Origin of the sequence: Aidingimonas lacisalsi (genome assembly GCF_008079445.1) — a bacterium.
In the GTDB taxonomy this organism is placed as follows: Bacteria; Pseudomonadota; Gammaproteobacteria; order Pseudomonadales; family Halomonadaceae; genus Aidingimonas; species Aidingimonas lacisalsi.
In genome coordinates, this window is record NZ_VRYH01000001.1 from 602,363 (window position 1) to 628,899 (window position 26,537).

General features: G+C 58.5%; 29 protein-coding genes and 1 pseudogene. 10 read left to right on the forward strand and 20 right to left on the reverse strand.

The annotated features are described in order from the left end of the window. Positions 1 to 166: 166 nt before the first annotated feature. Complete coding sequence (locus FVV99_RS02730; RefSeq protein WP_148252481.1) at positions 167 to 2,341, forward strand: malate synthase G; 2,175 nt, start codon at positions 167 to 169, stop codon at positions 2,339 to 2,341. Between the two features lie 130 nt (positions 2,342 to 2,471). Continuing rightward, positions 2,472 to 2,885 carry a PaaI family thioesterase gene (locus tag FVV99_RS02735; RefSeq protein ID WP_148252482.1) on the forward strand — a complete coding sequence of 138 codons (414 nt, stop codon included), beginning with the start codon at positions 2,472 to 2,474 and terminating at the stop codon, positions 2,883 to 2,885. On the opposite strand, the gene FVV99_RS02740 is transcribed toward FVV99_RS02735, so the two are convergent. Continuing rightward, positions 2,861 to 3,253, reverse strand: a complete 393-nt coding sequence (locus FVV99_RS02740; RefSeq protein ID WP_148252483.1) for a DUF423 domain-containing protein — start codon at positions 3,251 to 3,253, stop codon at positions 2,861 to 2,863. The genes FVV99_RS02735 and FVV99_RS02740 overlap by 25 nt on opposite strands. A 338-nt stretch (positions 3,254 to 3,591) precedes the next feature. On the opposite strand from FVV99_RS02740, the gene thiS reads away from it, so the two are divergent. Genes thiS through trmB form a run of 3 tightly spaced genes read left to right on the forward strand, consistent with a single transcriptional unit; the run spans position 3,592 to position 5,374 of the window. Continuing rightward, positions 3,592 to 3,792, forward strand: a complete 201-nt coding sequence (gene thiS, locus FVV99_RS02750) for a sulfur carrier protein ThiS (RefSeq protein WP_148252485.1) — start codon at positions 3,592 to 3,594, stop codon at positions 3,790 to 3,792. Positions 3,793 to 3,809: 17 nt separating this feature from the next. Next, positions 3,810 to 4,607: a thiazole synthase gene (locus tag FVV99_RS02755; RefSeq protein WP_148252486.1), complete on the forward strand. Its 798-nt coding sequence runs from the start codon at positions 3,810 to 3,812 to the stop codon at positions 4,605 to 4,607. 35 nt (positions 4,608 to 4,642) lie between these two features. Beyond that, positions 4,643 to 5,374 (forward strand): tRNA (guanosine(46)-N7)-methyltransferase TrmB, encoded by a 732-nt coding sequence (gene trmB / locus FVV99_RS18740; protein ID WP_148252487.1) that lies wholly within the window; start codon positions 4,643 to 4,645, stop codon positions 5,372 to 5,374. A gap of 10 nt (positions 5,375 to 5,384) precedes the next feature. Here the strand turns inward: trmB and FVV99_RS02765 are convergent. Beyond that, positions 5,385 to 6,260, reverse strand: a pseudogene (locus FVV99_RS02765) (DMT family transporter); the annotation flags it as partial. Between the two features lie 89 nt (positions 6,261 to 6,349). On the opposite strand from FVV99_RS02765, the gene FVV99_RS02770 reads away from it, so the two are divergent. Continuing rightward, complete coding sequence (locus FVV99_RS02770) at positions 6,350 to 7,258, forward strand: LysR substrate-binding domain-containing protein (protein ID WP_148252489.1); 909 nt, start codon at positions 6,350 to 6,352, stop codon at positions 7,256 to 7,258. Positions 7,259 to 7,486: 228 nt separating this feature from the next. On the opposite strand, the gene FVV99_RS02775 is transcribed toward FVV99_RS02770, so the two are convergent. Then, complete coding sequence (locus FVV99_RS02775; protein WP_148252490.1) at positions 7,487 to 8,401, reverse strand: AEC family transporter; 915 nt, start codon at positions 8,399 to 8,401, stop codon at positions 7,487 to 7,489. Between the two features lie 111 nt (positions 8,402 to 8,512). On the opposite strand from FVV99_RS02775, the gene FVV99_RS02780 reads away from it, so the two are divergent. Further along, positions 8,513 to 9,025 (forward strand): hypothetical protein, encoded by a 513-nt coding sequence (locus FVV99_RS02780; protein WP_236645271.1) that lies wholly within the window; start codon positions 8,513 to 8,515, stop codon positions 9,023 to 9,025. Next, positions 9,022 to 9,621, forward strand: a complete 600-nt coding sequence (locus FVV99_RS02785) for an SCO family protein (protein WP_148252491.1) — start codon at positions 9,022 to 9,024, stop codon at positions 9,619 to 9,621. Before FVV99_RS02780 ends, FVV99_RS02785 begins: the two co-directional genes overlap by 4 nt. 13 nt (positions 9,622 to 9,634) lie before the next feature. Here the strand turns inward: FVV99_RS02785 and FVV99_RS02790 are convergent, their stop codons facing one another. The 6 genes from FVV99_RS02790 to FVV99_RS02815 form a co-directional block, all read right to left on the reverse strand. Further along, positions 9,635 to 10,318, reverse strand: coding sequence for an FKBP-type peptidyl-prolyl cis-trans isomerase (locus FVV99_RS02790; protein ID WP_148252492.1), 684 nt, complete (start codon positions 10,316 to 10,318; stop codon positions 9,635 to 9,637). Between the two features lie 76 nt (positions 10,319 to 10,394). After that, positions 10,395 to 10,835, reverse strand: a complete 441-nt coding sequence (locus FVV99_RS02795; protein WP_148252493.1) for a universal stress protein — start codon at positions 10,833 to 10,835, stop codon at positions 10,395 to 10,397. A gap of 23 nt (positions 10,836 to 10,858) precedes the next feature. After that, positions 10,859 to 12,145: a TRAP transporter large permease gene (locus FVV99_RS02800; protein ID WP_148252494.1), complete on the reverse strand. Its 1,287-nt coding sequence runs from the start codon at positions 12,143 to 12,145 to the stop codon at positions 10,859 to 10,861. A 28-nt stretch (positions 12,146 to 12,173) separates the two neighbouring features. Beyond that, on the reverse strand, positions 12,174 to 12,752 hold the full coding sequence (locus FVV99_RS02805) for a TRAP transporter small permease (RefSeq protein ID WP_148252495.1): 579 nt from the start codon (positions 12,750 to 12,752) through the stop codon (positions 12,174 to 12,176). Positions 12,753 to 12,943: 191 nt separating this feature from the next. Next, positions 12,944 to 13,960, reverse strand: a complete 1,017-nt coding sequence (locus FVV99_RS02810) for a TRAP transporter substrate-binding protein (RefSeq protein ID WP_148252496.1) — start codon at positions 13,958 to 13,960, stop codon at positions 12,944 to 12,946. Between the two features lie 80 nt (positions 13,961 to 14,040). Then, the gene (locus FVV99_RS02815; RefSeq protein WP_161598950.1) at positions 14,041 to 14,592 is read right to left on the reverse strand and encodes a TIGR02444 family protein; all 552 of its coding nucleotides are present in this window, start codon (positions 14,590 to 14,592) and stop codon (positions 14,041 to 14,043) included. Between the two features lie 61 nt (positions 14,593 to 14,653). Here FVV99_RS02815 and FVV99_RS02820 point away from each other — a divergent pair, with 61 nt between their 5' ends. Continuing rightward, on the forward strand, positions 14,654 to 16,582 hold the full coding sequence (locus FVV99_RS02820; RefSeq protein ID WP_148252498.1) for an ABC-F family ATP-binding cassette domain-containing protein: 1,929 nt from the start codon (positions 14,654 to 14,656) through the stop codon (positions 16,580 to 16,582). 65 nt (positions 16,583 to 16,647) lie between these two features. Here FVV99_RS02820 and dtd read toward each other — a convergent pair whose 3' ends face one another. The 8 genes from dtd to FVV99_RS02860 all read right to left on the reverse strand — a co-directional run bounded on the left by dtd (position 16,648) and on the right by FVV99_RS02860 (position 23,231). Then, positions 16,648 to 17,085, reverse strand: a complete 438-nt coding sequence (dtd, locus tag FVV99_RS02825; RefSeq protein WP_148252499.1) for a D-aminoacyl-tRNA deacylase — start codon at positions 17,083 to 17,085, stop codon at positions 16,648 to 16,650. A 117-nt stretch (positions 17,086 to 17,202) separates the two neighbouring features. Next, positions 17,203 to 18,048: a universal stress protein gene (locus FVV99_RS02830; RefSeq protein ID WP_148252500.1), complete on the reverse strand. Its 846-nt coding sequence runs from the start codon at positions 18,046 to 18,048 to the stop codon at positions 17,203 to 17,205. Between the two features lie 100 nt (positions 18,049 to 18,148). Beyond that, positions 18,149 to 18,961, reverse strand: coding sequence for a bifunctional hydroxymethylpyrimidine kinase/phosphomethylpyrimidine kinase (gene thiD, locus FVV99_RS02835; RefSeq protein ID WP_148252501.1), 813 nt, complete (start codon positions 18,959 to 18,961; stop codon positions 18,149 to 18,151). 41 nt (positions 18,962 to 19,002) lie between these two features. Then, positions 19,003 to 20,406 (reverse strand): TRAP transporter large permease, encoded by a 1,404-nt coding sequence (locus FVV99_RS02840; protein ID WP_201745012.1) that lies wholly within the window; start codon positions 20,404 to 20,406, stop codon positions 19,003 to 19,005. Next, positions 20,406 to 20,930 (reverse strand): TRAP transporter small permease subunit, encoded by a 525-nt coding sequence (locus tag FVV99_RS02845; RefSeq protein ID WP_148252502.1) that lies wholly within the window; start codon positions 20,928 to 20,930, stop codon positions 20,406 to 20,408. Before FVV99_RS02845 ends, FVV99_RS02840 begins: the two co-directional genes overlap by 1 nt. A 101-nt stretch (positions 20,931 to 21,031) precedes the next feature. Further along, positions 21,032 to 21,844: an endonuclease/exonuclease/phosphatase family protein gene (locus FVV99_RS02850; protein ID WP_148252503.1), complete on the reverse strand. Its 813-nt coding sequence runs from the start codon at positions 21,842 to 21,844 to the stop codon at positions 21,032 to 21,034. 2 nt (positions 21,845 to 21,846) lie between these two features. Further along, the gene (locus FVV99_RS02855) at positions 21,847 to 22,476 is read right to left on the reverse strand and encodes a thiol:disulfide interchange protein DsbA/DsbL (protein ID WP_148252504.1); all 630 of its coding nucleotides are present in this window, start codon (positions 22,474 to 22,476) and stop codon (positions 21,847 to 21,849) included. A gap of 143 nt (positions 22,477 to 22,619) precedes the next feature. Next, positions 22,620 to 23,231, reverse strand: a complete 612-nt coding sequence (locus FVV99_RS02860) for a c-type cytochrome (protein ID WP_148252505.1) — start codon at positions 23,229 to 23,231, stop codon at positions 22,620 to 22,622. A gap of 282 nt (positions 23,232 to 23,513) precedes the next feature. Between FVV99_RS02860 and yihA the strand changes: the two genes are divergently transcribed. Beyond that, positions 23,514 to 24,149, forward strand: a complete 636-nt coding sequence (gene yihA / locus FVV99_RS02865) for a ribosome biogenesis GTP-binding protein YihA/YsxC (RefSeq protein WP_148252506.1) — start codon at positions 23,514 to 23,516, stop codon at positions 24,147 to 24,149. Here yihA and FVV99_RS02870 read toward each other — a convergent pair. From FVV99_RS02870 to FVV99_RS02880, 3 genes are read right to left on the reverse strand one after another with little or no spacing between them, the layout of a single operon-like run. Further along, positions 24,108 to 24,860, reverse strand: coding sequence for an HAD family hydrolase (locus tag FVV99_RS02870; protein ID WP_148252507.1), 753 nt, complete (start codon positions 24,858 to 24,860; stop codon positions 24,108 to 24,110). The genes yihA and FVV99_RS02870 overlap by 42 nt on opposite strands. Positions 24,861 to 24,869: 9 nt before the next feature. After that, a complete protein-coding gene (locus FVV99_RS02875; RefSeq protein WP_236645272.1) occupies positions 24,870 to 25,793 on the reverse strand; it encodes a tyrosine recombinase XerC in 924 nt (307 codons plus the stop codon). Further along, complete coding sequence (locus tag FVV99_RS02880) at positions 25,783 to 26,508, reverse strand: DUF484 family protein (RefSeq protein WP_148252508.1); 726 nt, start codon at positions 26,506 to 26,508, stop codon at positions 25,783 to 25,785. The genes FVV99_RS02875 and FVV99_RS02880 overlap by 11 nt, the downstream gene beginning before the upstream one ends. Positions 26,509 to 26,537: the final 29 nt, after the last annotated feature.

The window sequence follows — 26,537 nt, forward strand, 5'->3', positions numbered from 1 at the left end:
ATTCTGCCTTCTGGAATTCAACTTTTGGTCGAGTCTTGAAGACCTGAGTGACAATTTCGGGTAGCATGTGGAAGCGTTTTCCACAAATAGTGTTACCGATAGAAACACCACAAAGATTCATTGGCCGGTCGTTCGACGGCCGGTGACAGCGCATCAGGAGACTTCCATGACCGACCGTGTCAAACGCCACCGTCTCCAGGTGGCCTCCGAACTGGACCGCTTCATCAGTGACCAAGCATTGTCGGGAACCGGCATCGACGCCGACGCGTTCTGGGCCGGAGTCGATACCCTTTTCCATGATTTGACGCCGAAAAACCGCGAATTGCTCACCGAGCGCGAACGTCTCCAGGATGCATTGGATGCCTGGCATCGCGACAATCCCGGTCCGGTCAGCGACATGGCAGCGTATCGCGCCTTCCTGGAACGTATCGGCTATCTGGTCGAGGCACCGTCACAGGTCAACGCCACAACGACCCATGTCGATCGGGAAATTGCCGTTCAGGCCGGTCCGCAGCTGGTCGTACCGGTCAACAACGCGCGCTATGCCTTGAATGCCGCCAATGCCCGCTGGGGGAGTCTCTACGACGCCCTTTACGGTACCGATGTCATCAGCGAAGAAGACGGCGCCGAAAAGGGTACCAGTTATAACCCCAAGCGTGGTGAAAAAGTCATTGCCTATGCCCGTGGCGTGCTCGATCAGGCAGCGCCGCTTGCGAACGGGTCGCATCACGACAGCGTCGGTTATGCGCTACGAGACGGCCAGCTCGTTGTCACGCTGGCGGGTGGTCAGGAGACCGGCCTCAAGACGACTGAGCAACTGGTAGGTTACCAGGGGAATACTGATAAGCCGACGGCTGTCCTATTGGCCAACCATGGGTTGCATCTGGAAATTCAATTCGATGACGATCACCCGATCGGCAAGACGGATCCAGCCGGAGTGAAAGATCTCGTTGTCGAAGCGGCCGTGACTACCATCATGGATTGCGAGGATTCCGTGGCCGCAGTGGATGCCGAAGACAAGGTCGGTGTCTATCGTAACTGGCTCGGTTTGATGCGTGGTGATCTGGAAGAGCAGGTCGACAAGGGCGGCAAGACCATCACGCGCTGCTTGCATGGCGATCGACAGTATTCCGCTCCGGATGGAGGACGGGTCACCTTGCCCGGACGTTCGTTGATGTTCGTACGCAACGTGGGTCACCTCATGACGACGCCAGCCGTGCTCGACGCCGATGGCAATGAGCTGCCGGAAGGGATTCTGGATGCTGTCGTCACATCGCTGATCGCCCTTCATGATCTCGGCAAAGGGGATGGTGAAGCGCGCAATTCACGTACCGGTTCCATGTACATCGTCAAGCCGAAGATGCACGGGCCCAGGGAAGTCGCGTTCTCCAATGAACTGTTCTCGCGGGTTGAGGATCTACTGGGCATGACCCGCGACACGCTCAAGATGGGCATCATGGATGAAGAGCGTCGTACTACCGTCAACCTCAAGGCGTGCATCAACGAAGCTGCCTCTCGTGTGGTCTTCATCAATACCGGTTTCCTCGATCGTACCGGCGATGAAATGCACAGTGCCATGGAAGCCGGACCGATGATTCGCAAGGGCGACATGAAGAGCGCCAAGTGGATCGGCGCCTATGAGCGCAACAATGTGCAAATCGGCTTGGCGTGTGGACTGCGTGGTCGTGCCCAGATCGGCAAGGGCATGTGGGCGATGCCGGATCTGATGGCCAGCATGATCGAGCAGAAGATCGGCCATCCCAAGGCCGGAGCCAATACGGCCTGGGTGCCTTCCCCCACTGCGGCGGCACTCCACGCACTGCATTACCATCAAGTGGATGTGGACACCGTCCAGCATGATCTGGAGAGTCAAGGTGAACCGGATCTGCTGAATGATCTGCTGACCGTACCGGTGGCCGAGACGCCCAATTGGAGCGATGACGAGATCCAGCAGGAACTCGATAACAACTGCCAGGGGATTCTCGGCTATGTGGTACGCTGGGTCGAGCATGGCGTGGGTTGCTCCAAAGTGCCTGACATCCATGATGTCGCCTTGATGGAAGATCGAGCAACGCTGCGAATTGCCAGTCAGTTGCTGGCCAACTGGCTTTACCACGGTATCGTGACTCCCGAGCGAGTCCGGGAGACGCTGGAACGCATGGCGAAGGTGGTCGATGCCCAGAATTCCCATGATCCCGATTACACGCCGATGAGCGAGGATTACGAGGCATCAACGGCCTTCAAGGCAGCCAGTGATCTGATCTTCAAAGGCCGGGTGCAGCCGGCTGGTTATACTGAGCCGTTACTGCACCATTGGCGTGCAGTGCACAAGGCGAAGTAAGCTCGAAGACGGGCTACGCCCCTGCCGGGAGTTCGGTGGGGGCGTGTTTCTTTGAGGTGCTGTCGATGATGCCTGGCTTGCGCTATCTTGAGTCGCAATACCCTTGCCGGAGTCAAGCCAGGAGTCACGAATGACCGTAATGACCGCTGCTGCCATCGAGGAATTCCTCGATGAGGTCTTCCCTCATCGACAAGGCACCATCGAAGGGGTCGACGATATGCGAGCGACCATGAGTCTGGCGATTGAGGACGAGCATCTGCGCCCCGGTGCTTGTGTCTCCGGCCCGACCTTGGTGGGATTGGCGGACGTATGCCTGTATGTCGCCATACTGGCTCAGATCGGCCCAGAGCCCATGGCGGTGACGACCGATCTCACTTGCCACTTCCTGCATCGTGCTCGCGGCGATCGCGATCTGATCGCCAACGCGCGCGTGGTCAAGCTTGGCCAGCATCTGGTCGTGGGTGACGTGGAGTTGTTCTCGGCGGGTGAGGAGGCGCCAGTCGCCCTCGTGACCGCTACCTATACGCTGCCCGATGCTGACTGATAACGCCAGCCGCTCCATCCCAATGTCAGCCAGCCTGCCATCAGTAACACCCCTCCTAGCGGTGTCATGGACCCCAGCATGGATAGTCCGGTCAGGGTCAGGCCATACAGTGATCCCGAAAATAGCACCATACCCGACGCCCATAGCCATAGCGTCAGGCTCTGGCCCTTGACGGCCAGGCTCTGTCGCCAGGCCATGACGCCCAAACAGGCCAGGGTATGCCAGGCTTGGTAGCGTACTGCGGTGTTGAATGCGTCGAGCATATGCGGCGATAGTTGATCTCCCAACCCGTGGGCGCCGAATGCGCCAGCCGCGACGGTGATGAAGCCGCTCAGGGCAACAGCGATCCAGGCAATACGAAAGGGCATGAATGAGGTCTCCTGACTGTCTATGCTGGGTATAGGTGTCGATCGCAAGGATGCATACGCGTCTCATTGCCGTTACTATGCCCGGCCATCAACGCGCCGGCTCCAGGCTGTCTTGTTCGCGTATCAAATCAATTCAGGGAGAAAAAAGCCATGGAGACTCTCGTCAGCGACGCGACGGTGTCTACGAACCGATATTCCACCCTTCTATCCTCAAGCACCCTGAACTGGTCGACACCGATGTCTGGCCACCTAAGGATGCCTGATACCCGGTTTTGGCGTTAAAATGAAGCCCCGCGTGTTGTTCGTGTCAGGCGCGCGGACTGAACTCGGAGGCAGCCATGCAGATTCAGCTCAATGGTGAGATGACCTCGCTTGAGGGCGATACCACGATTCATGATCTCGTCACGTCTCTGGGGCTGACCCAACGCCGTATTGCCGTTGAGGTCAACGAAGAGATCGTGCCCCGGAGTCAGCACGATGCCATCTCATTGACCGACGGCGATCGCGTGGAAATCGTCCACGCCATTGGCGGCGGTTGATTGTTCAAGGAGCCACCATGTCCTTTCAAGATATCGACCATCCTTTGTCGATCGCCGGTCGTACCTTTACCTCGCGCTTGTTGGTGGGGACGGGGAAATACCGGGATTACGATGAGGCGGCAGCAGCGATCACGGCCAGCGGCGCGGAAATCGTGACGTTCGCCGTACGTCGCACCAACCTGGAGCAGAGCGCCGATGAGCCCGGCCTGCTCGATGTGATTCCCCCCGACCGATACACGCTGCTTCCCAACACCGCCGGTTGTTATACCGCGAAGGAGGCGGTTCGTACCTGCAATCTGGCACGTGAACTCCTTGATGGCCATAATCTCGTGAAGCTCGAGGTGCTTGGTGATGCCGAAACGCTGTACCCCAATGTGGTGGAGACGTTGAAGGCGGCTGATGAACTGATCCATCTCGGCTTCGATGTCATGGTCTACACCAATGACGACCCTATCGTTGCCAAGGAGCTCGAGCAGCGAGGCTGTGCAGCGGTCATGCCCTTGGGCTCGTTGATCGGGTCCGGACACGGCCTGCAGAATACGCACAACCTGCGCTTGATCGCCGAACGTGCCGCGGTGCCGGTGCTCGTGGATGCGGGGATCGGGACCGCCTCGGATGCGGCCATGGCAATGGAACTTGGTTACGATGCGGTGCTTGTCAATTCGGCGATTGCGCATGCTCGTCAACCCGCGTTGATGGGACAGGCGATGAAGCAAGCCGTACAAGCGGGGCGTGCGGCATTCCTGGCTGGACGAATGCCGCGTCGCCAGTCTGCTGAGCCGTCTTCCCCGTTTGCCGGTCGTATCAATGACTGATGCGGCGCGTTCGACCAACCCGAGAAGCCAACCACATGAACGACGTTGACCAGGATAGTTCCGCTTCCCCGACCGCGACACGGCCCCAACGAGGCATCAAGAGCTATGTCTTGCGCGCCGGTCGCATGACCTCGGCTCAGACGCGTGGGCTGGAAGACATCTGGCCACGCTGGGGACTGTCGCTCGCGGATGGCCGTCAGGATCTGGAGGCGGTGTTCGGTCGTCGTTCCAGACGACGCGTCGTCGAAATCGGCTTCGGTATGGGAGGATCGCTGATCGAACAGGCCGAATCCCACCCAGAGATCGACTTCCTCGGGATCGAGGTGCATGCCCCGGGGGTCGGCAAGTTGCTCGATGAAGCCGACAAACGGGGATTGACCAACTTGCGGGTGTATCGTGAAGACGCTGTCCGAGTCTTGAACGAATGTCTCGGACCGGGAACGATCGATACACTGCAGCTGTTTTTTCCCGACCCTTGGCCCAAGAAGAAGCACCACAAACGACGGATCGTTCAGCCGGCGTTCATCGACCTGATACGCACGCGCCTCAAGCTCGGCGGGACACTGCACATGGCGACCGACTGGGAACAGTACGCCGAACATATGGTGGAGGTCATGCAGAGGGTGTCGGGGTATCGCAATGTGGCTGGCGAGGCTGCGTCGCCCTTCGTGGTGCGTCCCGAATTTCGCCCGTTGACCAAGTTTGAGGCGCGTGGCGAGCGTCTTGGGCACGGGGTTTGGGATCTGATGTACGAGCGTGACGAATAGCCAGGCCCACACCGGCGATCGCGATGCCCATCCCGATAATGCCCAGTGTGCCGGGTGACTCTCCGAACAGACTGGCGGCCCATAACAGAGTCACTGGTGGTGTCAGATAAACCAGCGTCGATGTCAGTGTGACTCCCAGGCGTCGCAGGCTGGTGACGAAAAAGCCGTATCCGCCAAGGCTCGAAAGCACGATCAGCCAAGCGATGGCAGATAGCGTCACTATGTCCAGCGAGGGCATGGGCAGGTGACCGCTTCCCGCGATGAGGGCCGCCAGGCCGAAAATGAGCGATGTGGCGCCCAACTGGCTGACCAACGTCATGTCGAGGGGGAGCCGTGCAGGTCGCCGGGCCGACAGTAGACTGCCCAGCGTGACCGAGACCACCGAGGCAAGTGGCAGAGCATAAGCCCATAATGGTGTGTGAGTGCCATTACCGATGTCATCGGTCACGCAGAGTAGGACTCCGACCGTTGCGACCGTCATGCCCAACCAGCCACGCCGGGAGAGCCGTTCTCCCAGCCAGGGGCCCGCCAAGGCAGCGGCCAATAGTGGCTGTAGCGCTGCAATCAAGGCCGTAATGCCGGCACTGACACCGAACTCGATCGCCAGGGTGACACCCAGCAGATAGCCCCCCATGGTCAAGCTGCCGATGCCGGCTTCAGCGATGATATCGCTGGCTGATACAGGGTGGTGACGACGGCGCAGATAGCACCATGCGCCCACCAGCAGGAATGCCAGCAAAAAGCGCCAGGCAAACAGGCTTAACACGGGCATTGGCGACTCCGTTGCCAGACGAGCGCCGACGAACCCGCTGCTCCAGCACACCACGAAGCCTGTGGCGATCAGATATTGACTTGCCGACAAGCGACCTGACAGATGATCGATCATGGCCTCGCTCCCTTATTGATGATGGCGAGGCGATTGTGAATCGATTATCGTGTTCAATGAATCGATATTTATTGTAGTGAGCATTCAAAATGGTTGAAGTCTCGTCCGCATCGCTGGATATCGAGTTGCTCCGCAGTTTCCAGGCGGTGGCGCAGCAGGGGTCTCTGGCAGGCGCGGCTACACAACGGCATCGCACCGTGAGTGCGATCAGTATGCAGATCAAGCGACTGGAAAGCGTACTGGATACACGGTTACTGAGTCGTGGGGCTCGCGGCATGACACTGACCCCGACCGGGGAGTCGTTATTGCGGGAGGTGCGTGAGTTATTGCGCCAACACGATGCACTCATGGCCCGTTTCACTGGGCGAGGACTGAGTGGCAAGGTGCTTTTCGGCATGCCGGAAGACTATGCCAGTGCCATGGTCGGTGATGTACTGCCGGAGTTCCTGGCCCAGCATCCCGATGTGTTGTTGGAAACCGTTACGGCACCGAGTGGGGCACTGGCACATCTGGTCGAGACGGGGGAACTGGCGATGGCAGTCATGCTGGATCGGCCGCATCGGTTGCAGGGGGGCGAGCCGCTATGGACAACCTCGCCTGTCTGGGTGACGGGTCGAGAAGCTCGCACGAACGAGGCCCTCGACCAGGCATTACCGCTCGCTTTGCATACGGAACAATGTCCCTACCGCGCACTGGCCTTGGAGGCATTGGAGCGGTGCCACCGTCCCTGGTATCCGGTATTCACCAGTTCCAGTATTCATGCCGTGGAAACGGCCGTCGCCGCAGGACTGGCTATCAGCGTGCTTGACCGTGAACGTGTGACATCGGCCATGCGGGTATTGGGAGAAGAGGACGGACTACCGGCTCTGTCGGCATGCGAAGCTAGATTGTATTTTGCAGAGCGTATCCATCGGGATTCCCGCCAGGCGGTCGAGGCGTTGGCAACTATGCTACGAGAACGACTGTTCCAGCGGGGACCATGGCGTGGTGATCGATAAAAAAACGGCGACTCATGAGAGTCGCCGTCAAGACCGTGACTAGCTTGATGAGGAGAAACCATAGCAGGGAACCTGACATTCTCTGTATGGCCTGTGGCACTTGGCGAGCGCCACGGTTATCAAGATAATCATTCTCATTTGATACGTCAATCGTAACAAGAATTTTTTTTATCTGATGATGCTTCTCGTTTCCTTGGCCGCTATCCGCTATCCGCTATCCGCTATCCGCTATCCGGTCAGCAGCAGCCAAGCGGGTAATGTCACCATGGCCAGCAAGGTCTGTCCGGTAATCAGGGCCGCCATCAAGTCGGCGTCTCCCCCCAACTGTCGTGCAAGGATGTAGGCTGACGTTGCCGTAGGAAGTGCAGCGAACAGCAAGACGACGTCACGACTGATGGGATCCAGTTGCAGGAGGAAGGACAAGCACAGCACCATCGCCGGTGTCAGGATCAGTTTGATCAGATTGGCCGCCCATACCCCCCGGTCCAAACGCACTAGCGCGTGAGGTCGCAAGGCGACGCCCACGGCAACCAGCCCCAGAGGCAGAGCGGCCGCACCCAGTAGATGAATGGTCCGGTTGCTCCAGCCGGGCAGTCCGACATCCGATAGATTGAGCGCGATACCCAAGAGGCAGGCGAGAATCAGTGGATTACGAATCAGGGCCAGTAGGCTGCGTCCCAGATTGGCGCTTCCCAGCGTTCCCGCTGCAATGAAACTGGCGACACACAGGATATTGACGACAGGCACCATGAGCGCGACGGCAACGGCAGCGACGGTGGCGCCGCTGCCCCCATGAATGGCAGCGGCGCCTGCCACCCCGACGTAGGTGTTGAAACGTAGTGAGCCCTGGAAAACGGACGTGAACGTGGCGCCATCTAGCCCCAGCCACTCTCGTCCCCGCCACAGGAGTATGGCGAAACCGACCATGACGCCGAGTAGAGCGATGGCAACGCGTATGACGGGAACCTCCTCGACATTGGCGGTCGCCAGGGTCGAGACCAGCATGGCAGGAAAGAGGAGATAATAGATGACGCGTTCCAACTGCGGCCAGAAGTCGTTTCCCGGCCAGCGTCGCCAGCCGAGTACCGCACCCAGCAAAATCAGTAGAAACAGGGGGCCTAGCGCGCTGTCGACGCCGGTCATGAAACCTCCTTGGTCTGACAGGACGACCGTGATGGTAGATCACAGCCGTTGGCGGCAATAGCTGATAAGCTTATCGCTAAATGCTGTTGTATAGGAGGGGGCGTCACCGCCATGCCACATTCTTTGCGTCCCACCGATGATGAGGCGCCACGGTCGCCCTTGCTCAACCTGTTGATCGTGGTGACATTGGTGACCGTCGTCGTAGCGGCCTGGTATCTTGTCGATTACTATCTGCGTGGTAGTAGTGAGCACATGACTTGGTATCCGCCGGAAACGCCATGCGATTTGCATCAGGGCCAATGCCGAGCGGCGTTGGGATTGCATGCCGACATGACACTGCGTATCGATGGGCCAATCGATACTTCGAGGTCCCTGCCACTGACAGTGCATCTTGACGGTGTGGACGCAAACGCCGTTACGGTGGAATTCGTGGGGCGTAGTATGTCGATGGGAGCCAACCGTGTCGAACTGGAAGCGACAGACGATGGCGAATTCCGTGGCGAGGGAGAACTGGGGGTTTGTAGCGAGACTGTCATGCCCTGGCGTGCCCAGGTAATTGTGGAAACCGATGAGGGGCGCAAAGGGAGTTGGTTCGATTTCGACATAACGAAGGAGGCGGGATGACACGGCGATGGGGCATATGGTTGGGAACGGGGATACTGCTGGTTGCCGTAGCGATTGGCGCCTGGAGTTATCAGCAGTATTTTCGTGGCAGTGACGAGCCGCAAGGAGGCGACATCACGCTGCCGTCGACCCAGGGGGAATTCTCATTATCCGAGATTGATGATGACGAGATCGGCGTGCTGTTCTTCGGCTTCACCTATTGCCCCGATGTCTGTCCGATGACGTTGTCGGTCATTCGACAGGCCTTGCAACGCCTGGAGGATGATAAGGCTGAGCGTATCGTTCCAGTGTTGATCAGTGTGGATCCCGAACGCGATACGTTGGAACGGCTGGACGAGTACGTCGGCTCGTTCGGTGACGCTTTCATAGGGGTACGGCCGAGTGAAGCGGAGCTGAACGACATTGCCGAGCGCTATGATGTCTCCTGGCGTAAGGTGGAGGTTCAGGACTCCGAACTGGAGTACACGGTCGACCATACCGCTTCGCTCTTTCTGGTCGACCATGAAGGTAATATCCTGGAGCGAGTCTTGTACTCTCCCGTTCCCAATAGCCTGATAGCGGCTCTGGAAGCGCAATTCGAGTCGCAGGATCCATGACGTCCATGCCCCACTATTCGATGCCCAGGAGCTCGACCTTGAAAGTCAGGGTTTCGTTCGGTCCGATAGGCCCTTGCCCCTGAGCGCCATAGCCAAGTTCGGCGGGGACATAGATCATCCAGGTATCGCCGACGCTCATTAGCTGCAAGGCTTCCTGCCACCCTTCGATGACCTGATCGACCCGGAAGCTGACTGGTTCACCACGGTCGTAAGAGCTGTCGAAGACCTGACCATCGAGTAGTGTGCCTTCGTAATGAACCTCGACACTGGAATTGGCAGTCGGACTCGGGCCGTTGCCTGATTCCAGAATCTTGTATTGCAGGCCGGAGTCCGTCACGTTCACGTCTTCGTTTTCGGCGTTTTCCGCCAGGAAGCGTCTCCCTTCTTCCTGATTGGACGTGGCTTGCTGGTTGGCTTGCGCTTGACGCTCCGCCATGGCTTGTTCCTGGAAACGGCTGAGTGTGTCGGCTATCTCCTCTTCACTCATGGCCAACTCATCGTCGGCGTAAACATCCTCGATAGCCTGAGTGAAAGTATCGAGGTCGAGGTTGTCGATATCCTGTACCAGGCTTTGCCCCAAGGTGACGCCCAGACTGTAACTGAGCTTCTCTTCGTCGTTTTGCGGTTCGGCCAGCACGGACAAGGGAACGATACCCAAGAGAGCTGTCAGCATCGCGGCGATCGTTGGTGTTTTCATTCAAGCCCCTTTTCGAAAACGTGATAGACGAGATATTGGACTCTATCAGGGCATGAACGTTTGTGCACCGGCGACGTTACACCACTAACGTCGGACATTTGGCCATCGTCGCCACGCGTTGCGAAACGCTGCCCAACAATGATGCCGCTTTGTCGCCATTGGTGCCTTGAGAGCCGATCACGATCAGATCGACTCCTCGCTTGTTGGCGAAACGAACTATCGTGCTCGAAGGACGTCCTCCTTTGACGAACGATCGGACCCGTGGAGCGCCCATGTCGATGGCTCTTGATTTAGCTTGTAGTGCGATCTCGGTGGCGTAATCCTTGAGCGCGTCGTCGGGGATGTCGAGTTGCTGGGGACGCACCATCGACAGTGACGCTTCGAGCAAGCTGTGGTGCTTGAATACGCACAGGACGTAAAGCTCGGCATCGCAGAGCTTCTGTAACTCGACCGCTTTTTCCAGCGCGGCGAGTGCCCCTGTCGAACCGTCCACCGGCACCAGAATCTTGTCGAACATATCTCAATCTCCTTGTGCTGGTGTCAGTCGGCAAAGGCCAGGTCCCTCAGAAACAAGGCGATCTGGGGGAACATGATCAATAACGCGGCGGCCAGGATTAGCATGAATACGAAGGGAGGGGTGCCCTTGATGACGTCGAAATAGGGACGCTTGAAAATGGCGATTGCGGTGAAAATGTCGCAACCGAAGGGAGGGGTTGCCGAACCGATCGCTACTTGCAAGGTGATCAGGATACCTACCAGCACCGGATCGAGTCCGGCGGCCTCGACAGCGGGTGCAAAAATCGGTGTCAGTACCAGGATGACCACGATCGGGTCGACGAACATACAGGCAATGAAAAAGGCGACGCAGATAGCGATCAGCACTCCGGTCGGACCGGCTTCCTGTATGCCGATGGCACCGAGTATCTGCTGGGGAATCTGGGCGAACGAGATGATCCACGAAAAGCCATTGCCAACGGCCACCAGGATGAAGACGACGGCGGTGATCAAGCCGGTGGATTTGGCAATGGCATAGATATCGTTCGTCTTCAGCGAGCGGAATACCACGAACTCCAGCAGTACCGCGTAGAGAACGCATACGGCAGCCGCTTCCGTGGGACTGAATATGCCGCCATAAATGCCGCCGACGATAATGACCGGGAAGCCCAGTGGCCATAATGCCTGCTGAACGGCGGATAATCGTTCCCGCCACGACGAACGTGTTTCGGTAGGCACGTCCTTGACGATGGCATAAATGATGCAATACGTGGCGAACATGCACAGAATCAGCAAGCCGGGCCCAATACCGGCGATGAAGAGTTCACCGATCGACGTACCGGAAATGACCCCGTAGATGATCATGCCGATGCTGGGAGGAATCAGGAACGCGATATCACTGGAGTTGATGATCAAGGCGAGCGTGAAGGAATCGGAGTAGCCGGCCTTGAGCATCTTGGGGCGCAGCGGCGAACCGACGGCAACGACCGTTGCCTGCGTCGAACCGGATACAGCGCCGAACAGCGTGCAGGACGCCGCGGTACTGACGGCCAAGCCCCCTTTGATATGACCGATGAACGCCATGACCATGGCAATCAAGCGGTTGGCCGATTGACCTCGCGTCATGATGTCGGCGGCCAGGATGAACATGGGAACGGCGATCAGCGAGGCGGGACGAATGCCGGCCATCAATTGCTGGATCAGGGTTTCCATCTGTCCCAGACCATTGAACATCATGTAGAAGCCGATGACCGCTGCCGTGATCAGCGGAATCATCATCGGGAAGCCCAGCAGTAGCAGGGCTATCATGGTGGTGACCATTATCGTTGTCATTGCAGTTTCCTCCAGGGGCTGCCCCGCATCAGACTTCCGTTTCCGTATCCTTGTAGCCGTCGATCACCGAGGTCGACAAGTAGACGTCACGGGTTCTCATGTTCTTGATGGCCGTCAGTAAGTATTGGATGCCGGTGATCAGAAAGCCGATCGGGACCCAGAGATAGATCAAGAAAATGGGGATGCGAAGGGCAGGCAATACGCGCCCTTTCGAGTACAGATCGATGATATAGACGATCGAGTAATAAAGTAGAAAGAACATGACCAGAGACGTGAAGAGCGCGATGGTGATCATCAGGATCTTGCGGCCGGTCACGGGCAGGGCATCGTAAATGGCAGACATGCGTATGTGGCGACCGTGCCGGGCAGCGTAGCCGATACCGGCAAAGGTGATCATGATGATCAGGATACGGTTGATTTCCCCAGAGAAGAAAATGCTCTGACCGAACACGAAGCGGCCGATGACGTTGGCTACGGTATTGCATGCCATCAACAGGACGCCAAGTGCCAGGATGACCGATTCGATGCGGCTGATGATGGTGTCGATCGTTCCTAGGAACCCCGGTAGATCGGAGCGATAGTTTGCTTCTGAGTCGCTATCGGACATGGAGCGATTCCCCCTTCGCAATATCCAGGCCAGTGACGCGTGCGCTATATATAGAGGCTAATGGAAACCGTCAGACGCTGTCAGATGATCGTCAACGCTTGTTGTACGCTCACGCCCTGCGGTTTGCCGATATGAAGAGGGGGCAGTCCATACGACTGCCCCCTCTTCTTCATCGCCTATCGATGCCGTGATCAGTCTTCCGATACGGCCTCAAGGTCCGCTTTGAATTGCTCGAGCAGCTCTTCACCCTTCTCGCCGGTCATCTCGAGGAATTCCTCTTCGACTTGTGGAGCCCGCTCACGGAAGGCTTGAATCTGCTCTTCATCCAGGCGCGTGACGGTTACCTCGTCGGAGTCTTCCTTGATCTTCTCGAGCGACTCCTCGGCAAGCCCCTGGATATGCTCGATGGTGTGATCGTAGGCAGCATCGGCGGCTTCCTGAACCAGTGCCTGATCTTCCTCCGGCAGGCCTTCATAGAAGTCCTGGTTGGCCATCATGGCAGTGGTGAACCAGCCATGACCTGTGAAGGTCAGGTGCGGCGACACTTCGTACAGGCCACCGGACTCGATCCAGAAGATCGGGTTTTCCTGGCCGTCGATGATGCCGGTTTGCAACCCGCCATAGACCTCACCCCAAGGCAAGGGGGTCGGCGTAGCCCCAAAGGCGTTGTAGGTTTCCGACAACAGCGGGTTGGTCATGGTCCGGATCTTCTTGTTCTCGAAGTCTTCGGGGCTGGTAATGGGCTCGTCGGCGGTGACGACCATTTCCCCTTCCGGATACATCTTCAACAGTTCGAGGCCCTGCTCCGCATAGAGCTCGGGGAACATTTCGTTGATGGCCTTGCTCTCGTCGAAGAACTCCAGCACCGTTTCTTCGTCGGTGGGGAGCAGGTAGGGAATGAAGAAAATCTGTGCTTCGGGGATCAGCGAGCCTGTAAAGCCGGGCGACTGATTGACGAACTGGAGAATGCCGTTCTGTGTCTGCTCCATGATATCGTCTGATTCACCGAGTTCACCGAAACGGTATACGGTGACGGTATGATCGGAGTTCTCCTCGATATGCTCCTTGAAGGCATAGGCGAAGACGTCCTGGACATCGCCTTCATATTCTTCGTGGGCGTATTTCCAGTCGGCGGCACTGGCCGCAGCGGACAGCCCGCACATCAACGCGCCCACACTAGCGAAGGTAAGCAGTTTCTGGACTTTCATTGTTGTCTTCCCCTTAACATTGTTGCGAAACATTCAGCCGCATCCCGCGGCTGAAATACAGGAAAATCAGTACCCTTTACTCAACTGAGGCTAGCGCGGGATGGGGGTAGGGTCAAGGCGGTGCTGGCCGCCGCCAGTGTCGTCAATGCGTTCATGAACGGTTCGGACAGTGGTGATTCAACATTAGGGAGAAGGCATTGCAGGCGCGCGGACAGGGGGAGGTCTCGATGATGCAAAGGACGTATGCCGCATCCGTTTTCGGCAAGGGTCTGAAGGCGAGACAGGGCTTCTTGCTCGGCGAGTCGTTCAGCGTGTTTGAGAGCTTGCCGCAACGAGTCGAGTGATGGAGACGACGGTACCGCTGCCTTGAGCGTCCGGCGACGGTATCGCAGTGGGCGTGTCATGTCCGTTTGCCATTGTCGAACCGTCTCCAGTATGGCATCGACATCGTCCGTCACGGTCGCGCCGTGTCGGTCCAGCCAGCACAGCCACAGCAGCTCGCAGACGTCCGCACCTGCGGCGTCCTGCAGAGTCAGGCAGCATGGCTCGATATCGTCGGTGGCATAGAGCGCCAGCGCAAAGTCCCACAGAGGATGGGTCCGCAGTGACCGGGACAATGAGGTAGAATTCACGGGTTGCCTCCCCGTCGTCGGCTCGACGGCGGCATCACTTTTCGCTCGAAACGGAGCCTGCATGATCGCATTGCGCCAACTCTCACTGCAACGTGGCACCTTGACCCTGTTCGAGGATGCCGAACTGACGCTCCATGACGGTCACAAAGCGGGGATCGTCGGCCCCAACGGGGCCGGCAAGTCGAGCCTGTTCCAGTTGTTGCTCGGTGAATTGACACCCGACAAGGGCGAGGTCGAAATGTCCGGGGGGCAGCGGATCGCCCACATGGATCAGGAAGTGGCCACACTGGATCGCGCGATCGTTGAGTATGTTCTCGATGGTGATCATGAACTGCGTGAGACGGAACGCGCGCTGGCACGGGCCCAGACTGACGGCAATGCCCATCGTGAGGCGGAATTGCATGGACGCATCGAATCCCTGAACGGTTACAGTGCGCGTGCCAGGGCTTCACAGATGCTGGTTGGTCTGGGCTTCCTGCAGACCGATCTAGAGCGACCTTTGGCGGATTTTTCCGGTGGCTGGCGGATGCGTGTCAACTTGGCGCGAACGTTGTTCATGCCGTCGGATCTGCTGCTGCTCGACGAACCGACCAACCACCTCGATCTGGATGCGCTGCTATGGCTAGAGCAGTGGTTGATCCGTTACCCGGGCACGTTGCTGCTGATATCGCACGATCGTGACTTCCTGGATGCGGTATGCGATCACATCGTGCATTTCGACCATGGGCGGTTGGTGACCTATCGAGGCAATTATACCCTGTTCGAGCGTACCCGCGCCGAAAAGCTGGCCCAGCAGCAAGCCGAGGCTGCCAAACAGCAAGCTCGGCGTGAGGAGATCGAACGTTTCGTGGCGCGTTTCCGCTACAAGGCGACCAAGGCGCGTCAGGCCCAGAGCCGTTTGAAGATGCTCGAACGCATGGAAACCATTGCCGTCGCCCATGTCGATTCCCCGTTTCATTTCACCTTGCCGGCAGCCGACAAGACCTCGAATCCGTTGCTGGTGCTGGATGAGGCTCAACTGGGGTATGCCACCGAGAGCGAAACGCACGTGCAACTCGAGGAGGTCCGACTGGCCTTGATGCCGGGCCAACGGATCGGCCTGCTGGGGCCCAACGGGGCCGGCAAGACGACGCTCATCAAGTCGTTGACGGGCGAGTTAGCGTTGCTGGCCGGCAAGCGGGTGCCGGGTGAGAATCTGGCAATCGGGTATTTTGCCCAGCACCAGATAGAAGGTCTCGACCTCGCCGCCACGCCATTTCTCCATGTGCAGCGCTTGTCACCCGCAGAGAGCGATCAGTCGATTCGCAATTTCCTGGGTGGCTTCGGCTTCCATGGGGATGATGCGTTCGGCGAGGTCGGCAAGTTTTCGGGCGGTGAGAAGGCACGCTTGGCGTTGGCATTGGTGGCGTGGCAAAAACCCAACCTCTTGTTGTTGGATGAGCCGACCAACCATCTGGATCTGGAAATGCGCGAGGCGCTGACTGAAGCCCTGGCCAGTTTCGAGGGCACTGTCATCATCGTGTCTCACGATAGGCATCTATTGCGTGCCACAGTCGACGAGTTCTGGCGCGTCGCTGATCATCGCGTCACGCCATTCGATGGCGATCTGGAAGATTACCGGGCCTGGCTCAAGGCCCGTCTCGAAGACGTGCGGCGTGAATCACGCACCGAAAAGCGTGAAACGTCGTCCCCTCGCATCGATCGCAAGGCGGAACGTCGCGCTGCAGCCGAGCGCCGTGACAGAATGCGGCCCCTCAAGCGTGAACGCGACAGGATCGAGCGCCGGATGACGGAGACGGAAGCGTTGCTCGAGGAGGTCGAAGAGCAATTGGCCGATGCTGAACTTTACACCGATGAGGCACGCAAGGATGAGCTGACCGATACATTGGCGCGTCAGGGCGATCTCAAATCCCGGTTGGCCGCGTTGGAGCAGGAATGGCTGGCTGCCGAAGAGGAGCTGGAACAACTGGAGCAGGCTCTCCAGTCATAGGTATCGGACACGACATGTACGGGCCCGTGCAGGCAGGCAACGAGCCCGAGGCGTTCGTCTGGCGTTCATGTTTCCAGCAGGAAAGTCACTGGCCCATCATTGATCAATGATACTTGCATGTCGGCGCCATACTCTCCGCTGGCTACATGTGTCCAGGCCTCTGTCGCACGCTCTAGCAGGTAAGTGAACATTTGTTTTCCCTGCACGGGGGGAGCTGCCCTGGAAAAACCGGGGCGCAGTCCCTTACGGGTATCGGCCGCCAGCGTGAATTGTGAGACCAGCATGAGACCACCTTCCACCTGCTGGAGGTTCAGGTTCATCTTGCCGTCGTCATCACTGAACACGCGATAATGCAACAGCTTATGGAGCAGTTTGTCGGCATGTGCTTCGGTATCGTCCTGCTCGATACCGATCAGAGCCAGAAGGCCGTGATCGATGGTGCCAACGGTTTCACCTCGTACTTCGACACAGGCTCGCCCAACACGTTGAATCAATGCTTTCACGGATCGCCCCTTTTACCACGTCGGAAAAGAGACAGGTTAGCATGCCGTCCCCGTGCCGATGTTCTGCTTGTGATCGCCAAGCCGGTATGGCAGCGCCGTCACATGGCCGTTACCGTCTTACCAGGCACGGCATACCATGATGTCGCAGTGGGGTTCGGAGAGCAGTTGCTCGGTCAATGGGCTCTGCCTGCCCATCTGGCCCCGACAGCCCAATGCCAGCAGGTCGGGTGGCTGTTGGCGCAGACGCCCCATCAATACCTCGGGTGGGTCGCCCTGTTCCAGCTTGAGTTCCACGTCGGGTACAGCATCCAGTTCGCTCATCAAGCGTTCGACCTCGCTTTCCAGCTGTATACGCAGGTGTTCTACCTGTTGGTCGCGCCAGCGGGCATAGTCGCCATCGGAGCCGAGTTCGCGCTCACCGGGGAGCTCCCAGGCGTGTAGCAATGTCAGATGGGCATCGGGAAAGCGCTTTAGCGTCTCGCGCAAGGTGTGGCGGCAGGTGAGAGAGAAATCGATGGGAACCAGTATCTCGTTCCAGTCCTGAGTGGCCAGGTGACTGACCGAAAGTATCGGGCAAGGGGCACCCCGCAAGACTCTAGCCAGTGTCGTACCGGCAACCAGGTCGGGCTGACCGCGCTTACGGTGAGCGCCGAGGACGATCATGTCGGCATTGCGTTCGTGTGCCTCACGGATGATCTCGGCATAGGGCGTACCGGCGACGGTCTGGATCAAGCACGGTGGGGCAGCGAGTGCATAGTCCTCGCGAATGTCGGTCATCATGGCGGTCATCTCGGTCACTACGGCCTGCTCCAGGTCCCGCAATGCTATCCGAGGCAGGTGTGGGTCCAGGACATGAATGACATCGAGACGCAGGCCATTCTCGTCTGCCAGTCGTATGGCACGGGCATAGGCAGCACGGTTTTCCGGCGACAAGTCGCAGGCGAATAGCAGGGTGCGGGTCATGACAGTTCCCTCCCTTCGCAATGGAGTCGATGACACCATCAGGCACTCTTCAGCATGGTGCCAGACTGCGGGACCTGCAAGAACGAACCTGACTTTCCGGCTACCACCAGGCGTGAAAGTGGTGGACCGGTCCATGCCCCTTGCCGACATGCAGGCATTCACTCGCTGTCAGCGCATCACTTAGCCAGCGCTTGGCATCGGCGACGGCATCCGGAAGGAGATGGCCGCGAGCCAGATAAGCCGTGATGGCTGAGGAAAGCGTGCATCCGGTTCCATGTAGATTGTCGGTCGGGATCCGCGGCAGATCCAGCCATTGCATGGGTGTATCGCCACCCAGTAGGTCGGGGCAACGATCACCTTGCAGATGGCCGCCCTTGAGCAACACGTTGGTGGCGCCAAGGTGTGTCAATCGGGGCAGCAACTCTTCCATCGCTGCGCGATCTTGAGGTGTGTCGCTGTTCAGGAGCACGGCGGCTTCGGGCAAGTTGGGTGTGATCAGGTCGGCTAGAGGAACCAATATCTCGCGAACCGCATGAATACCGGCATCATCGACCAGCACGTCACCGCTCTTGGCAACCATGACCGGGTCGAGCACGATCCAGCGTGGCCGATGCCGCTCCAGGCATTCACGGATCGTCATGGCGACGTCACGACTGGCAACCATGCCGATTTTGACACCGTCGAGGTGTACGTCATCCATTAACGTATCGAGTTGAGCGGCGATGAAATCGGTGGGCACGGCGTGCACACCGGTGACACCCGCCGTGCTTTGGGCGGTGAGTGCCGTGATGACGCTGGTGCCGTAGGTACCCAGCGCGGAAAAGGTCTTGAGGTCGGCCTGGATACCGGCGCCGCCACATGGGTCGGAGCCGGCGATGGTCAGGACATTGGCGATAGGGTTCGGGGTATTCATCTTGGGTCTCGCTCAGAGTGTTGCGTCATGCCTGCCTTAGGCTATAGCACCGCCGGTAACCAGGTGGCCAGTTGCGGGAAACCAGCCAAGGCGACGAGCATGGCAAGTTGTAGCAGAATGAAAGGAACAACGCCGCGGTAAATGGCGGATGTCGGGATGTGATCCGGGGTGACGCCGCGGAGATAGAACAGCGCGAAGCCGAAAGGCGGTGTCAGAAAGGATGTCTGCAGGTTGATGGCGATCATGATGCCCAGCCAGACCGGATCCAGGCCCATGGCGAGTAGCGCTGGTCCGATGATGGGGACGACAACGAAGGTGATCTCGATAAAGTCGAGTATGAAACCAAGCAGAAAGATCACCAACATGGTAATGAGAGTGGCACCGACCACGCCTCCCGGCATGGCGTCGAACAGTTCGGCGACGAGTTCTTCGCCGCCATAGGCGCGGAATACCAGTGAGAACAGCGTGGCACCGATCAGGATGAGGAAAACCATACTGGTGACCCGGGCCGTGCTGTGCAACGCTGAGCTAAGGGTCGGCAAGTCGAGTCGCCGCTTGGCCAACGCCAGAAGCAGCGCGCCAAACGCCCCGACCGACGACGCTTCGGTGGGGGTTGCGAGTCCGCCGAGTATTGAGCCCAGTACGGCAATGATCAGTGCCACAGGCGGAAGTAGACCCTTGAGCAGCAATACCCACAAGCTGCCGGTATGTCCCAGGTCGTCCATCAGCGTCTGGCGATCGCTCAGTGGGGCGAGTTCCGGTCGTCGCCATGCCACTATCAGGATATATCCCGCATAGAGAGCCACCAGGAGCAAACCAGGGATAAGAGCACCCATGAACAGGTCACCGACAGAAACGGTCTTGGGGCTGAAGATGCCCATGGTCAACTGGGCTTCCTGATAGGCATTGGACAAGACATCACCCAGCAATATCAGTGCGATCGAAGGTGGAATGATCTGGCCCAGCGTGCCTGTCGCGCAGATGGTGCCCGTCGCCAATGCCGAGGAGTAGCCACGCTTCATCATGGTCGGCAGCGATAGCAACCCCATGGTCACTACCGTGGCTCCGACGATACCCGTGGAGGCTGCCATCAGCATGCCCACCAGGGTGACAGCAATGCCTAGCCCACCTCGCAGGTTGCCGAGCAGCAGCGTCATGGCATCGAGCAGCGTTTCGGCAACACGCGATTTTTCCAGCAGCACACCCATCAGGATGAACAGGGGAACGGCGAGCAGTGTCTGGTTGGTCATGATGCCGTATAAACGGTTGGGCATGGCGGCCATCAGGCTCGGGTCGAAGGGGACCGCGACGTTCAAGCTGTCGAGCCCCAGGCCCAGGCCCGCGAATGCCAAGGCCGTGCCGGCTAATGACAGTGCGACGGGATAGCCGCACATCAATACCGCACAGACGGCAACAAACAGGAATAGAGGCATGAAATCGAGCACTAGCGGGTGTCTCCTGTTCCTGTCTGGGAACCGCGCAGAATCAGTATCTGGCGAATGACCTGGGCGAGACCTTGCAAGAGCAGCAATGACACCATGACCAGGATCAGACTCTTGAGCAGGAAGACACTGGGGAGCCCACTATCAGCGGATCGCTCAACGATGGCCCAACTCTTGGTGACATAACCCAGGCTGCTTGCCGCAATGAAAATCAAGACCGGAAACAGCAGTAGCAGGGTGCCGAGCAGGTCGATCCAGGCCCGCCCACGTCGGGATAGCCGGCGGTAGAAAATATCTACACGCACATGGCCATCGTGCTTCAGGGTATACCCTGCGGCCAACATGAAGACGATGGCATGCAGGAACATGACGGATTCCTGGGCGGCGATGCTATTGATGCTGAAGGCATAGCGCAGGATGACGATTGCGAACTGGACCAGCATCATGATCAGCAGTAGCCATGACACGGTGCGCCCTAGTCTCTCAGTCAGAGCGTCGAGTCGGGCCAGCAAGGCGGGAGCATGCATTTCGCGTTCCTTGACGTGACTCTTTGATGACAACAGGAGGCGCATCATCGCTGATCACACGGCTTACGTCATCCCCTGCTGGTTACCTGCGATGCCGCTAATCAGGGTTTATGCGCCCTTGGGAGCCAGGTCTGACAGGCTTCAGGCAGCCGGATGTTGATGGCAATCGGCAGATGGTCGGAAAACAGCTGATCCAGGACCTGGATGTCATCGGCCACTAGTGACTCGGACAGCAGGATATGATCCAGTGCTCGGCGAGGCTGCCAGGACGGATAACTCAGCGCTGGGCGTACCGGATGCAGCGGTAGGGAGGCGCAAAAGCGTGGATGGGAATGCAACTGCTCCGGCGTGCAATTCAGATCCCCCATGACCACGACATGCTGTAGCGGCTGGATCAATTCACTGAGATAATCGAGTTGGCGTACACGACCGCGATGACTGAGCGCCAAGTGGGCCACGAAGAGATGCAAGGCTGCCTCACCATCGCCAAAACGTGCATGAATCGCCCCACGTCCTGGCAGCGTGCCGGGTAAGCTATGCTCTTCGATATGTGTTGGTCGGAGTCGGGAGAGCAGCCCGTTGCTATGTTGCGCGACTCGTCCCAAGTTGCGATTGAGTTGCTGGTAATGGTGCGGGAAACCGGCATGTCTTGCCAGGTATTCCACCTGGTTGACATTGCCTGAGCGGAAGCTGCCGCCATCGACTTCCTGAAGTCCAACGATATCGAATGGGGTGAGGACTTCGCTGACCAGATCGAGACGGCCGAGTCGCCTCGGGTGTGGCAACAGGTGTTGCCAGCTGCGCGTGACATAGTGGTGATAGGCCGAGGTCTGGATGCCGACTTGCAGGTTGAAGGTCAACAGTCGCAGATGATCGCACTGTCGTGTCGACACGGCAGCCTCGGCCCTGGACATGCTTATTCGCCCCGCTCCTCACGTACCTTTTCGACTAACGCGCCGGCAATGTCGGGCATGGCGTCCAGTCCGCCGGCACTGGAAGGGGTGATGACATAACGACCGTCAACGACCAGCGCAGGCACCCCCGTCAACTGATAAGCGCGCATGCGTGCGTGAGCGCGATTGACTTGGCTCTTGACCTCGAACGAGCTTAACGCATTGCGTGCTTCCTCTTCGCTTACCCCGTAATCGCTGAAGAAATCCGCGATATCGTCCGCTTCCGTCAGCGAACGATCGTTTTCATGAATGGCGGTGAAAAAGTCATCGTGCAGATCGTCCAGGATCCCCAGCTCTTGTGCAGCATAGAAAGCGGCGGCATGCTTGTTCCAGTCACCTCCCATGGTGGCAGGCGTACGCGTGAACACGACGTCGTCCGGCTGCTCGGCAACCCACTCATTGAGAGGATCTTCCAGGTTGTAGCAGTGCGGGCAGCCATACCAGAAGGCTTCGGTCACTTCGATTTGGCGATCATCGACCGATGTTTCGACCGCTTCGTCGAGCTCGGTGTAATCCTCCCCTTTGACCAGGTCGGCGGAGGCCATGGACGAGAGGGTGAACCCCATGAGGGCGACCATCAACGGTTTGAACATGCAGAAACTCTCCTTGAAGACACGAAACGAGTATCTGCCCAAGATATCACTCGCAACCCAGGCAAGCGAAGGCGGGCAGACCTAACGGTCATTGGAGCCGCTAAACCGTCAGGGGTTCCGCTCATCATTCGCAGACCCCGATATCAATGTAGCCCGAACACGTAGTTGGCGATGGCTTCCCTGTCTTCATCGCTCATCTTGGAGGCGATGTCTCGCATGACACCGTTGTCGTCGTTACTACGCTCACCCGAAGCGAAGGCTTCGAGAGTGGCAATCGTATACGCCGGTTGCTGACCGGATAGGGCCGGATAACCGGCGCTTTCGATGCCGGCGCCGGTTGGACCGTGGCATGCGGTGCAGGCAGGCAGTCCTTTGGAGGCATCGCCGGCACGATACAGTTCTCTGCCACGCGCCAGCAGCTCGGCTTCATCCTTGGCCTCTCCGACATTGGGCTCCATGTCGGCATAATAGGCAGCGACATCCCAGGCATCCTGTTCGGAATAATCGTCGACTTGTCCAGCCATCTGAGGCACCTCACGCTCTCCATCGCGGATGTCGAGAATCTGCTTGGCAAGATAAGAGGCCTTCTGGCCAGCCAGGCTTGGGAAATCACCGGAAGAACTGATGCCGTTCTCGCCATGACAGGCTACACAGCCTTGAGCGAGTTCCTCGCCTGCGGAAGGGTCACCTTCTTGGGCATGGGCGATGCCCAGAGTGCTCAGGGTAATTGCCAGGCTTGCCAGTAACTGTCTCATTGCTAGTCCATTGTGCCGTTAGGTTATTAGAGGTTGTGTGAACTGGTCTCATACAAGACTCAGTTTACCTGCTCGGCTGGTCGCCGCCTTTCTTATCGCGGGATTCGTGCCATCGACGACGCGGTGGTACACTGGCGTCCCGCCGATCACTTGTGCACCAACAAGTGGCTTAAGCGGATTCAAATGTTCTGCATTATAACGAATCCAGCCGGGAACGCGAAGTCGAGGCCTTGGCTGTACTCGTTCCCTTCCTGTTGGCTTTTCAGGATCTTGAGTTTTCCCATGTCATCGCTCAATTATCAAACCGCCGATTTTCTCATCAGTGCTCCCACACTGGCGCAATGCCCATCCGATACGGGTGTCGAGGTGGCATTTGCCGGCCGTTCGAATGCGGGCAAATCCAGTGCCATCAATGCGTTGACAGGCCAGAAGGCGTTGGCTCGTACCTCGAAGACGCCTGGGCGCACTCAGTTGATCAATTTCTTTACTCTGCAAGGGAACCATGACAGTCGGTTGGTGGATTTACCCGGATACGGTTATGCCAAAGTCCCCGAAGCGGTCAAGCTGGAGTGGCAGCGCCACCTGGCCGACTATCTGCACCGTCGCGTATCGCTGCAGGGACTCATGCTCATCATGGACGTTCGCCACCCATTAAGTGAATTCGACCAAATGATGTTGGGGTGGGCCGATGAAAGAGACATGCCAGTACACATCTTGTTGACCAAAGCGGATAAACTCAAGAGTGGTGCCGCCAAGCAAGGGTTGCAGCAGGTGCGTCATCGCCTTCAAGAATGGGATGACTTGGTGAGTGTGCAACTGTTCTCGGCACTCAAGCGGGACGGTATCGATCAGGCGCGCAAGCGTCTCGACCAATGGCTATCGACACGTGTGCCCTCCTCGGATGAGCTGGGCCAGTAGCTCAGGCAATTGAGTGACATGAGTCAAGCGCGTCACGCCCACGGGCAAGGGGCGATTGTCGGTTCCGGAGTTGTCGATCCAGGCGACGTGCATGCCCAGCCGGTGTGCCGGCAGGACATCGTCTTCCCAGGAGTCACCGATGTGCATGGCCGTGGCCGGTGCGCTGCCAAGCCGTTCCAGGGCGACGAGGAATGGCTCGGTCGCCGGTTTGGGAATGCGCATTTCCCCGGCGGAGATGATGGCCCCGAAATGATGGTCGAGTGACAGGCGTCTCAGATCGGCATTGCCATTCGTGATCGCCCCTAGTCGGTAGTGCCGGTTAAGCGAGGCCAGCAGAGACTCCACGCCATCGAAGAGGGTCAGTTGATGACGCAGTACCAGCAGTCGTTCGATGGCGCCGTCGCTCCAGTGCCGTGCATCATGGCCTGAGAGACCATAAGTGGTGAGACTGTCGAGCAGCGCGTGTCGCCGAATCCAGGTGAAATCGCTACGGCGTGCTGGGTAATGTCGTGCAATAACCTGACGACGTGCTTGATAACGCGCCAGGGGAAAATGGTCTGCGTAACGGCCGCGTGCCGACAGCAGGTCGGGAAATCGTTCCGCGAGAGACTCGTCCAGCCATGTATAGTGCCCGGCTTCCGCATGCTCCATGACCGGACGGTTATCCCAGAGGGTATCGTCAAGGTCGAAGGTCAGTGTATCGATGCCCATCACGTCGCCTCACGAAAACGAATCCTCATCTTGGCGTTGACGCCGGCGTGCTCGAGGGTGAGCCGCATCGTAGCTGGTTGCCAGGTGTTGCCAGTCGAGGCGGGTGTACACTTGCGTCGTCGACAGGTTGGCATGACCTAACAGCTCCTGGACAGCGCGCAGGTCCTGGCTTGATTCCAGCAAATGGCTGGCAAAAGAGTGTCGTAGGCGATGCGGGTGCAGGTGTTCAGCCAGTCCGCGTTCCTTGGCTAGCTTTGCCAGCCGCTGCTGGATGGCACGGTGGCTCAGGCGTTGTCCCCGAGCGCTGACGAATAGTGCCGTTTCGCCCTCATCGGCGAGTTGCTTGCGCCCCTTCAACCAGGCGTTTAGTGCTTCGTGGGCACGACGGCCGACCGGTACCTGACGGGGTTTGCCTCCCTTGCCAATGACCCGCACTCGTTGGGATTGCAGGTGGGCCAGGTCCAGAGCGGCCAGTTCGGCCAGTCGCAGCCCGCTGGAATACAACAGCTCCATCATGGCCTGGTCGCGCCGCGCCAGCGGTGAATCATCGTGCGGCATGTCCAGGAAGCGTTGCAGCCGGTCGATGTCGACAGGATGGGGCAAGTGCCGGGGCTGTCGAGGAGCCTGGGTCAGGGTGACCGGGTTGTGACGGAGATGACCCCGCTCTATGAGATGGTCGGCTAGGCGAGCGATGGCAGACCGGCGTCTCGCCAGACTGCGAGGCGATAGACCTCGGCTGCGTTCATGGCCGAGGAAACGGCGCAGCAAGTCAGCATCGAGTCGCGTCCAGTCCGTTACTTCTTGATCGACGAGGAAGTCGACCAGTGCGCCTGTATCCTGACGATAGGCACTGACCGTTGCCGGGCTGGCTTGCCGGGCCAGGGCAGTGAGAAATGCCTCGATGTCATGAATTAGCGGGTGCTCATCCATCATGTGTCTGTCTACCCAAGCGAACCATCAGCCGGCCCAGGACCTCGCCAAGATACTCGGTGAACAGCGTATCCATACTGGCCCGGAAATGCTCAGGATCGGTATTGGCCAGTATCAAGTATCCCGATGATTCACTGAGCGCTAGCCTCGTGATGACACAGGAGCCGCCTTGCTCGGGGACTGTGGTATGTGGCAACAGACGTTTCCAGTCACTGACCGAAATCCGCGTGCAGCGGCTGGTACGGCCATCGAGCAATGCTGCCAGGCGGGGAAGTACCGCGTTATCCAGCACATGGCGTGGTGGCTGGGGAGGATGAGGTTCGTGATCGGTTAGCGTGTCAGGGCACCAGAGGGCCAGCGAGGGGGTCTGGAAGCGTTCAGCCAGTTGTGTGGACAATGCCTGAGCGAGCGCATCGTTGTCTTCAGCCTCGAGCAGTGCCAGGACCAGCTCTCGTGTGCGACGGTACTGGGCCTCATTGTGTCGTGCCGAATCGAGCAGGTGCTCCAGTCGCTCTTCGGCAGTCTCGGCGCGTTGACGAAGATCATGGACCAGTCGTTCGAGCAACGACGTGACTCCCTGTGCTTCCGGATGCGGTACCTTGAGTTGCTGCAACAAACCCTCTCGACCGACGAAAAAGTCGGGATGACGAGCCAGCCATTGAGCTACCCGGTCAGGATCTAGTGTCTGGCGCGGTTCAGGAGCCTGGGCACGAGGCATGAAAAGAGTCCTCCTGTTAGTCAGCCGGT

Coding starts and splice junctions, on each gene's coding strand:
- FVV99_RS02730 (WP_148252481.1), top strand. CDS start 167: ATGACCGACCGTGTCAAACGCCACCGTCTCCAGGTGGCCTCCGAACTG.
- FVV99_RS02735 (WP_148252482.1), top strand. CDS start 2,472: ATGACCGTAATGACCGCTGCTGCCATCGAGGAATTCCTCGATGAGGTC.
- FVV99_RS02740 (WP_148252483.1), bottom strand. CDS start 3,253: ATGCCCTTTCGTATTGCCTGGATCGCTGTTGCCCTGAGCGGCTTCATC.
- thiS (WP_148252485.1), top strand. CDS start 3,592: ATGCAGATTCAGCTCAATGGTGAGATGACCTCGCTTGAGGGCGATACC.
- FVV99_RS02755 (WP_148252486.1), top strand. CDS start 3,810: ATGTCCTTTCAAGATATCGACCATCCTTTGTCGATCGCCGGTCGTACC.
- trmB (WP_148252487.1), top strand. CDS start 4,643: ATGAACGACGTTGACCAGGATAGTTCCGCTTCCCCGACCGCGACACGG.
- FVV99_RS02770 (WP_148252489.1), top strand. CDS start 6,350: ATGGTTGAAGTCTCGTCCGCATCGCTGGATATCGAGTTGCTCCGCAGT.
- FVV99_RS02775 (WP_148252490.1), bottom strand. CDS start 8,401: ATGACCGGCGTCGACAGCGCGCTAGGCCCCCTGTTTCTACTGATTTTG.
- FVV99_RS02780 (WP_236645271.1), top strand. CDS start 8,513: ATGCCACATTCTTTGCGTCCCACCGATGATGAGGCGCCACGGTCGCCC.
- FVV99_RS02785 (WP_148252491.1), top strand. CDS start 9,022: ATGACACGGCGATGGGGCATATGGTTGGGAACGGGGATACTGCTGGTT.
- FVV99_RS02790 (WP_148252492.1), bottom strand. CDS start 10,318: ATGAAAACACCAACGATCGCCGCGATGCTGACAGCTCTCTTGGGTATC.
- FVV99_RS02795 (WP_148252493.1), bottom strand. CDS start 10,835: ATGTTCGACAAGATTCTGGTGCCGGTGGACGGTTCGACAGGGGCACTC.
- FVV99_RS02800 (WP_148252494.1), bottom strand. CDS start 12,145: ATGACAACGATAATGGTCACCACCATGATAGCCCTGCTACTGCTGGGC.
- FVV99_RS02805 (WP_148252495.1), bottom strand. CDS start 12,752: ATGTCCGATAGCGACTCAGAAGCAAACTATCGCTCCGATCTACCGGGG.
- FVV99_RS02810 (WP_148252496.1), bottom strand. CDS start 13,960: ATGAAAGTCCAGAAACTGCTTACCTTCGCTAGTGTGGGCGCGTTGATG.
- FVV99_RS02820 (WP_148252498.1), top strand. CDS start 14,654: ATGATCGCATTGCGCCAACTCTCACTGCAACGTGGCACCTTGACCCTG.
- FVV99_RS02830 (WP_148252500.1), bottom strand. CDS start 18,048: ATGACCCGCACCCTGCTATTCGCCTGCGACTTGTCGCCGGAAAACCGT.
- thiD (WP_148252501.1), bottom strand. CDS start 18,961: ATGAATACCCCGAACCCTATCGCCAATGTCCTGACCATCGCCGGCTCC.
- FVV99_RS02845 (WP_148252502.1), bottom strand. CDS start 20,930: ATGCATGCTCCCGCCTTGCTGGCCCGACTCGACGCTCTGACTGAGAGA.
- FVV99_RS02850 (WP_148252503.1), bottom strand. CDS start 21,844: ATGTCCAGGGCCGAGGCTGCCGTGTCGACACGACAGTGCGATCATCTG.
- FVV99_RS02855 (WP_148252504.1), bottom strand. CDS start 22,476: ATGTTCAAACCGTTGATGGTCGCCCTCATGGGGTTCACCCTCTCGTCC.
- FVV99_RS02860 (WP_148252505.1), bottom strand. CDS start 23,231: ATGAGACAGTTACTGGCAAGCCTGGCAATTACCCTGAGCACTCTGGGC.
- yihA (WP_148252506.1), top strand. CDS start 23,514: ATGTCATCGCTCAATTATCAAACCGCCGATTTTCTCATCAGTGCTCCC.
- FVV99_RS02870 (WP_148252507.1), bottom strand. CDS start 24,860: ATGGGCATCGATACACTGACCTTCGACCTTGACGATACCCTCTGGGAT.
- FVV99_RS02875 (WP_236645272.1), bottom strand. CDS start 25,793: ATGATGGATGAGCACCCGCTAATTCATGACATCGAGGCATTTCTCACT.
- FVV99_RS02880 (WP_148252508.1), bottom strand. CDS start 26,508: ATGCCTCGTGCCCAGGCTCCTGAACCGCGCCAGACACTAGATCCTGAC.